The following is a 6,885-nucleotide window of genomic DNA, read 5'->3' on the forward strand; positions in this document are numbered from 1 at the left end:
TTATACTACTTTTTGAATAAAAATAATCACAAATCCCTGGCATATTCGCAGTTCCTCCTGATAAAATTATTTTTTCAATTTGACGACGTGGATTCTTTGAAAGATAAGCATTTATAGCTTTTTGCATACCAAATATGATTTTATCAATTATGGAAAAAACCGGAGTCGAAACCAGACCTCCTAATTCTTTTACTACTCCTTTTTCTTTTTTCAACTCTTCTGCCCTTGTAAAAGAAACATTAAGACCCTCAGATAATCCTTTTGTTATATGAAAGCCGGCAAAATCCAAAGAATGAGAAACTCTTAAGTAACCTTGGTCCACCACAATAATATTCGTAGCTCTGTCTCCTATATTTACAATTACTGTCGGACTTTTATCTTCCCCCACAAGAGATCTAATATCAGAAAAGCTCTCAATTTCTAAAGTTTTTATATTAATATCTGAAAATTCCGCAACTTTCTTGTGTTTTTCAATAATATCTCTTGGAATAGCGACAAGTAATACCCTTACAAAATTTTTATTCTCTGGTTCTTCTTCTAAAATTTCCCAATCAAGAATAACTTCCTGAAGGGGTAAAGGAATGTACTTGTATGACTGATATTTTACAGCTTCTTCAATTTCATCTCTTTCCATCCTTGGTAATTCAAAAGTAGTAAAAAATCCGGAAAAAGATGGTAAAGAAAAGTTACCCACTCTTGTTTCTATCGAAGCTTCTTCAAGAGATTCTATCAGTTTTGAAGCTACATCTTCTTCGAAAAAAGAAAAAGAATCTGTCTGAAAAGGAAAAGTCTTTTTATTACGTGTTCTGTGATATTCCACATAATTATTTAACATCACATCTGATCCGTGCTTAATTAACTCAACTACTTTTATCGAAGTAGTCCCAATATCAATTCCTAATACAGAGTTTTTGCCCAATGCCATAAGATTTTCTAGTAAATCAGAACAAAAAACTTAAAAAAGTTTTTTATTTATATAATTATAATTCTTTTTTTTGTGAGTTACAATATTTTTAATTTTTCAACTACTACTTCCAATAAACCGCTCCTTTCTCACCCTCTTCTAAAAAGCGCAAATCAATATATTTAAGAGATTTTTTTTCTTTTGACTTTATTGTGTTTTTTAAAATAGTAACTAATATTTCTGTCTGTTTCTTAAAATTATCTTTTGAAAAATAAATTTTAAAACCCTCTTTTGTAAAAACTCTAACTTCAAATAAAAAAGTCTCTATTCTGCTTACTGAAATTTTCAATTTTCTTAACTCCTTCATTAAGGAAATTATCCCCTCCATCAACTCTTTTTGTATAGCCTCCTCTCCTATTTTCAGATTATCGGAATTGTCTCCAATAAATAATAAATATTTATCTGAAGGCTTAGTTTCTTTATAAATAAATCCATCGCTTGACATTAAAAAACAATGGGAGGTTTTTTGATTAGAACAAAAAACACCAAAGGCCATCCTTTCTTCTACTTTAACGGATATTCTTGACGGAAAAATTTTTTCAATTTTTACGTTCTTGATTTGAGGAAATTCTTTTTCAATATTTCGAGAAATAGCTTTTTGATTAAGAATGAAAAAATTTTCACCTTCAGGAATCTCTTCTTTGATTCTTGTCTTATATTTTTCAGGAGAAGAAATTTCTATTTTTTTAATTTCAAAGAGAGAATTATTTAAAAAAAACCAGGCAAGGATAAAAAAAACAAAGATAATTAGAACTATTTTCCAAAACCATTTTTTTTTATAAATAGGTATCCTTTTTTTCTTTCTGTAGATTATTTTTTTCTTTCGGGCAATCATTTAGGCTAATATTTTATTCTATTATTTCTTTTTTTATTTTATCTGAAATATCCCCCTCCAGCAAAATTACATTATCTTCTCTAAGGTAAGGTTCTAATTTTTTTAAGATTTTACGGGAATTTCTCAAAAATAAAATTCTATTTTTTTTCATCCCTTCAGAAAGAACTCCTAATTTCATCTCTTTAAAAAATAAAGGATTTGTAATGATTATTAAATCACAGATCTCCCCCATTTTTTTGCCAATATTATTATGGATAGAATAAGACGCTCTCCCGAGCTCTAACAGTGAAGAACCAATCACTACTTTCTTACCCGAATATCTTTTAAGATAATCTATTGCTGATAAAAATCCATTTGGAGTCTGACTGGCAGTATCATCAATAATTTTTACCCCATTTTTGCCAATTCTGTGAGTCATGAAACCTCCTGGCATTTTTATTTCGCTGGTAGCTTCTTTAATTTCGGCAAGCGTCATACCGACTTCAATCGCGCAAGTTACAGCACCAAGAAAATTCTCAATATTTTTTCTTTCGGGTGAATTAAAAATCACTTCTACTTCTCCCTTGGGAGTTACAATGGTAAATTTAATTTTATCCTTTGATGGTAAAAATTCTATATTTTTTGCAAAAATATCTCCCTTTTCTTCAGAATCTGAATAAGAATATTTCTTAACATTTGTTCTCTGAAAAAGTTTTTGAGTTTCTTTGTTGTCTATATTGAAAATTGCCACACCATCTTCCGGTAAACAGTTTATAAGTTCAAACTTTGTATTTATAATGTTTTTTATATTCCCAAATAAAGAAACATGTTCTTCTGAAATACCCGTTAAAATTCCGATCTTTGGTTTTAAAATATTACAAATTCTTTTTATTTCTCCTTTCTTATAAGTGGAAATTTCAGAAATAAAAATATTGTGTTGTTTTTTAAGTTTTCTGTTAATTGTTCTAATAATGTCTCCAATTTCCGCTTCTTTGCCTTCGGTTTTTAAAACTTTGTATTTCTTTGACAAAAGTTGAAATAAAAATTCTTTAGTAAGGGTTTTGCCATAAGAACCACAAATCCCGATTGTAATCAATTTTTTTTGTTCTTCTATTTTATTTTTTGCTTTAATCCCGAAAAATAAATACAAAATAGAAAAAATAAAATTTAAAAAAATTGCGGCAAGATAAAAAAAGATTGGAAAGAAAATTTCAAAGACTAAAAGAAAAATTAATGAATATTGATATGTACCTTGTGTGGCTTTAGGAAAAATTAAAACAGCCCAAAAGAGTAATTCTAAAATTAAAATAAATAAAAACAATAATACTGTTTTCTTTTTAGGACGCGGAACAACAAAATACCCCCTAAAATCTCTTCTATAAACTGAAATTAATACCAAATATATAGAATAGAGACCAAAGACGGAAAATAAAGCAAAAATTAAACTTTCAAAAAGAAAATCAATTTTTATAACTATAGGAAATAATAAGATGAAAACCAAAGAAAAAATAGTGCTTTTTGAAAATAAAATTCCTTTATTCTCTCTAAGACCATTTAAAAACCTTATTGAACGACTTCCTCTCTTGTCCCAAAAATAAAGCCAAAAAAAATTCCTTCTTATAATATGAAAAGACCAAAATAAAATAAAAAGAATAACAAAAAATAATTCCTTAGATATCATAGTTAACAATATTACATTATAAAATTAATTATTTCTTCTGCAAATTCATTAAGTGATTCTCTGTGTGGATGATGCTTAACTGAGGGAAAAATAATAATTTTTGAGTTCGGTATTATTTTTTTAATTTCTTGCGCGTATTTCGGAGAAATACTATCGTCATCTGAACCCCACAATATTAAAGTTTTAACTTTTATCCTTCCAAGATTCTCTCTATGGTTTTCTTTTGCTACTCCTTTTAAAGTTTTTTTTCTTGTTCCACTCTCAAAATAGTAATCTTTAATGCCCCTGGCAGATAATTTCTCTTTTATCTTTGGAAATTTTTTTCTCAATACAGGAAGAGAAAAAACCGATTTTGTAGTTTGTGCAGTAATATAAAATAAAATTGTCCTTAATGATTTTGAGCCGGCAACAGCCGGCGAGGAAAGAATTAAGTTTTCAATTTTATTGGGCAAATCAGCTGCAAATTTTACAGCAACCGTCCCGCCAAAAGAGTGGCCCAATAAATTAAAATTATCCCAATTTTTTTTCTCTGTAATTCTTAAAATCCAATTTTTATAATCATTAACAGTCCATGGTTTTTTTTCGTGCTTACCATCATTAACTCCCGGCAAATCGGGAAGCAAAATTTCAAAACCTCTTTCCTCTAAAAAATTAATTGCTTCTCGCCAGTGTTCCCTTTTTGAGCTCCAACCGCGGACAATCAATAATCTTTTTTTATCCATAAATTAAGTTTGGTTGATAATAATATATTTTTTTTAAAAAAAATCAATTTTAAAGGCCTGGACTTTGCCAGACCTCCTTTTTTAAATTTTATATATATTATTATTTCTCGCACCAGGCACAAAACAGAGTGCCAGGACCGGTAATAATACCAAGAACATTATCAATAAGATTTAAAAAAGCTACTTCGGTATTTTCTAATCCCTCTTCTATCATCTTTTTTAATTTCTCGGCTTCTTTTATATCATCGCCATGAGTAATAACAACTCTAATTCTTTTACCTTGCTTTCTTGATTTCTTGGTCTGATCTTCTAGTTCTTTAAAAAGGGCTGTTGGGACATCTTTCACTCTAGTCCTTACTCCAACCGCTTTTACAACTCCACTTTTAATTCCAATTAAGGGCCTTATGCCAATTCCCGCCATTTTTCTTACCCAATTGGCTAAATTCGAAGACATTCTACCGCTTTTCTCTAACCATTTTGGATCTGGTAATATTCCAAAAAAACGAACTTTTGGAATAAGCCCCTGAAGCTCTTCCGCAACTTCTTTTGAATCTTTGCTTTCCTCTATAGAATCAACAGCTTTAAGAACAACCAATGCCTGACCGGCAGTAGCATTTAAAGAATCAACAACTAATATCTTATCTGATTTTTCGGGGCCAAGCATATTCCTTGCCTGAATAGCCGAATTAAAAGTACCAGAAAGCTTAGACGTTACAGTTATACAAATAATCTCATCAAAATATTTAAATTGCTCTTTGTAGCAGTCCAGAAAATTTTTCGGAGAGGGCTGAGAAGTTTTACCAAAACTTTCAATTCCCCTTTTTTCTACCTCTCTCATTTTTTGGAATGTATTCTCGCCCGGTAAATTTTCTATGTCCGGCCAATCCATTTTTGCAGAAGCAATCGCTATTTTGTGTTTTCTGGCTATTTCTTTATCAATATCACCTACTTCGTCTGTAACAATGCCAATTTTTTTCATAATTTTTTTAAATTAACCTTATAATTTAATCTATGTCCTTTTTTACACTCTCACCAGGAATAGTTGTTTTTTTCGGCCAGATTTTACGACCAGGATAAATTAAAGTATTAATTCCTGTTTTTACATTATCTCCCAAAACGGTTCCAAACTTTCTTCTTCCTGTATCAACTAAACTACCTTTTATCATTGAAAAAACATTCGCTCCATCATGTCTTAAATTTGCTGTTATTGTTCCCGATCCAAGATTACAACTCTCGCCGATTACAGAATCCGCAACATAACTTAAATGAGGAACTTTTGTGTTTTTTCCAATGATAGAGTTTTTTATTTCGCAAGCATTTCCAATATGACAATTATCTCTTATCGTAGTAGCTTGCCTTATATAACAGTTTGGTCCGATATCACAATTTTTTCCTATATAGCAAGGACCCTCAATATAGCTTCCACTTTTTATAACCGTTCCTTTTTCGATATAGACCTTACCTTTAATTGTTGCATTCTTTTCAACGGTGCCTAAAATCTTTCTTGATATTTTTCTTAACAAAAATTCGTTTGCGTCCAGAAGATTCCATGAATAAGAAATCGGCATCCATTTTTTTATTTTATAGTAATAAAGCCCGTATTCTTTCATTATCTCAATAATAGAGTCTGTAATTTCACATTCTCCTCTTTCAATACATCTTTTTATTTTATATTTAAAAATTTTTTTATCTAAAAAATATAAGCCGGTATTTGCTAGATTTGATTTTGGTTTTTTGGGTTTTTCAACAAAAGAAACCACATTTTCTCCTTTTGTTTCAACGACTCCAAAGCTTGAAGGATTATAAACAGTTTTAACAGCAATACATGGACATTTTTTTATAAGATTTTTAATATCTGATTTGTCATACAAATCATCCCCCATCATCATCAAAAATTTATCTTTTAGATATTTTTTTGCCTGCATAGCAGCATCTCCAGTACCCCGTTGAACTTTTTGTTCAACATATTTTATTTTTTTTGCTTTATAATTTGTGCTTATTTCTTTCCTTATCATTTTGTCATTTGGCTTTACAACCAAAATAACTTCTTTAATCTCTCTTGGAAGCTGACTGAGATTATGTAATATTGGTGTTGTATCTGCAACTGGCAAAATTGGTTTTGGTTTTGTTTCTGTAAGTGGCTTTAACCTTGTACCATCGCCGGCAGCTAAAATTAATGCTTGCATAATTTTGAGCGGAGCGAAAATTTAATGCGTCAGCTCCATAATTTTGAGCGGAGCGAAAATTTAATGCGTCAGCTCCATAATTTTGAGCGGAGCGAAAAATTAATGCGTTAGCTCCATAAATTAATTATTTTTTTACTTTAACGAATAAATTATTTTTGCAATTTTTTTAGGATCGTGCCGAATAAAATCTCCCATTCTTATAACATTGGCTTTAATAATCTTTACTTTATAATGATTTTTTTGCTGGAAATCATGGTCCTTATATCTTACCATTTTAGCCCTTGCTTTTCTATACTTAAAAAGAAATTTACTTGGAGGAATTTTATTATTTAAAATAATATAATCTAAAATATTTTCCCCTAAATAGTTTTCAATTTCGTAAATAAAATCCTTAGCGTAAAAATTATTCGTCTCACCGAATTTTGTCATTAAATTACAAACATAAATTTTCTTAGCTTTGCTTTTCTTTATAGCTTCGGGAATACCCCTGACAAGAAGATTTGGAATAATGCTTGTAT

7 protein-coding genes are annotated in these 6,885 nt (G+C 29.9%); all 7 read right to left on the reverse strand.

All coding sequences use genetic code 11. The annotated features are described in order from the left end of the window. Positions 1–925 (reverse strand): type IV pilus assembly protein PilM (pilM, locus tag PHI88_03545; GenBank protein MDD5552202.1); only part of this gene is annotated, 925 nt, incomplete at its 3' end. 103 nt (positions 926–1,028) lie between these two features. Beyond that, complete coding sequence (locus PHI88_03550; GenBank protein ID MDD5552203.1) at positions 1,029–1,799, reverse strand: FtsQ-type POTRA domain-containing protein; 771 nt, start codon at positions 1,797–1,799, stop codon at positions 1,029–1,031. 13 nt (positions 1,800–1,812) lie between these two features. Next, entirely contained in the window at positions 1,813–3,459 is a 1,647-nt protein-coding gene (locus PHI88_03555) for a Mur ligase family protein (protein MDD5552204.1), read from the reverse strand. Between the two features lie 11 nt (positions 3,460–3,470). Continuing rightward, positions 3,471–4,181, reverse strand: a complete 711-nt coding sequence (locus tag PHI88_03560) for an alpha/beta hydrolase (GenBank protein ID MDD5552205.1) — start codon at positions 4,179–4,181, stop codon at positions 3,471–3,473. Positions 4,182–4,281: 100 nt separating this feature from the next. After that, entirely contained in the window at positions 4,282–5,160 is an 879-nt protein-coding gene (locus tag PHI88_03565; protein MDD5552206.1) for a DegV family protein, read from the reverse strand. A 25-nt stretch (positions 5,161–5,185) separates the two neighbouring features. Continuing rightward, a complete protein-coding gene (locus PHI88_03570) occupies positions 5,186–6,367 on the reverse strand; it encodes a sugar phosphate nucleotidyltransferase (protein MDD5552207.1) in 1,182 nt (393 codons plus the stop codon). Between the two features lie 132 nt (positions 6,368–6,499). Then, positions 6,500–6,885, reverse strand: a 386-nt coding sequence (locus PHI88_03575; GenBank protein MDD5552208.1) for a 2-phospho-L-lactate transferase CofD family protein, incomplete at its 5' end; no start/stop codon positions are given.

This window comes from Candidatus Paceibacterota bacterium (assembly GCA_028716825.1).
Taxonomy (GTDB): Bacteria; Patescibacteriota; Minisyncoccia; order Minisyncoccales.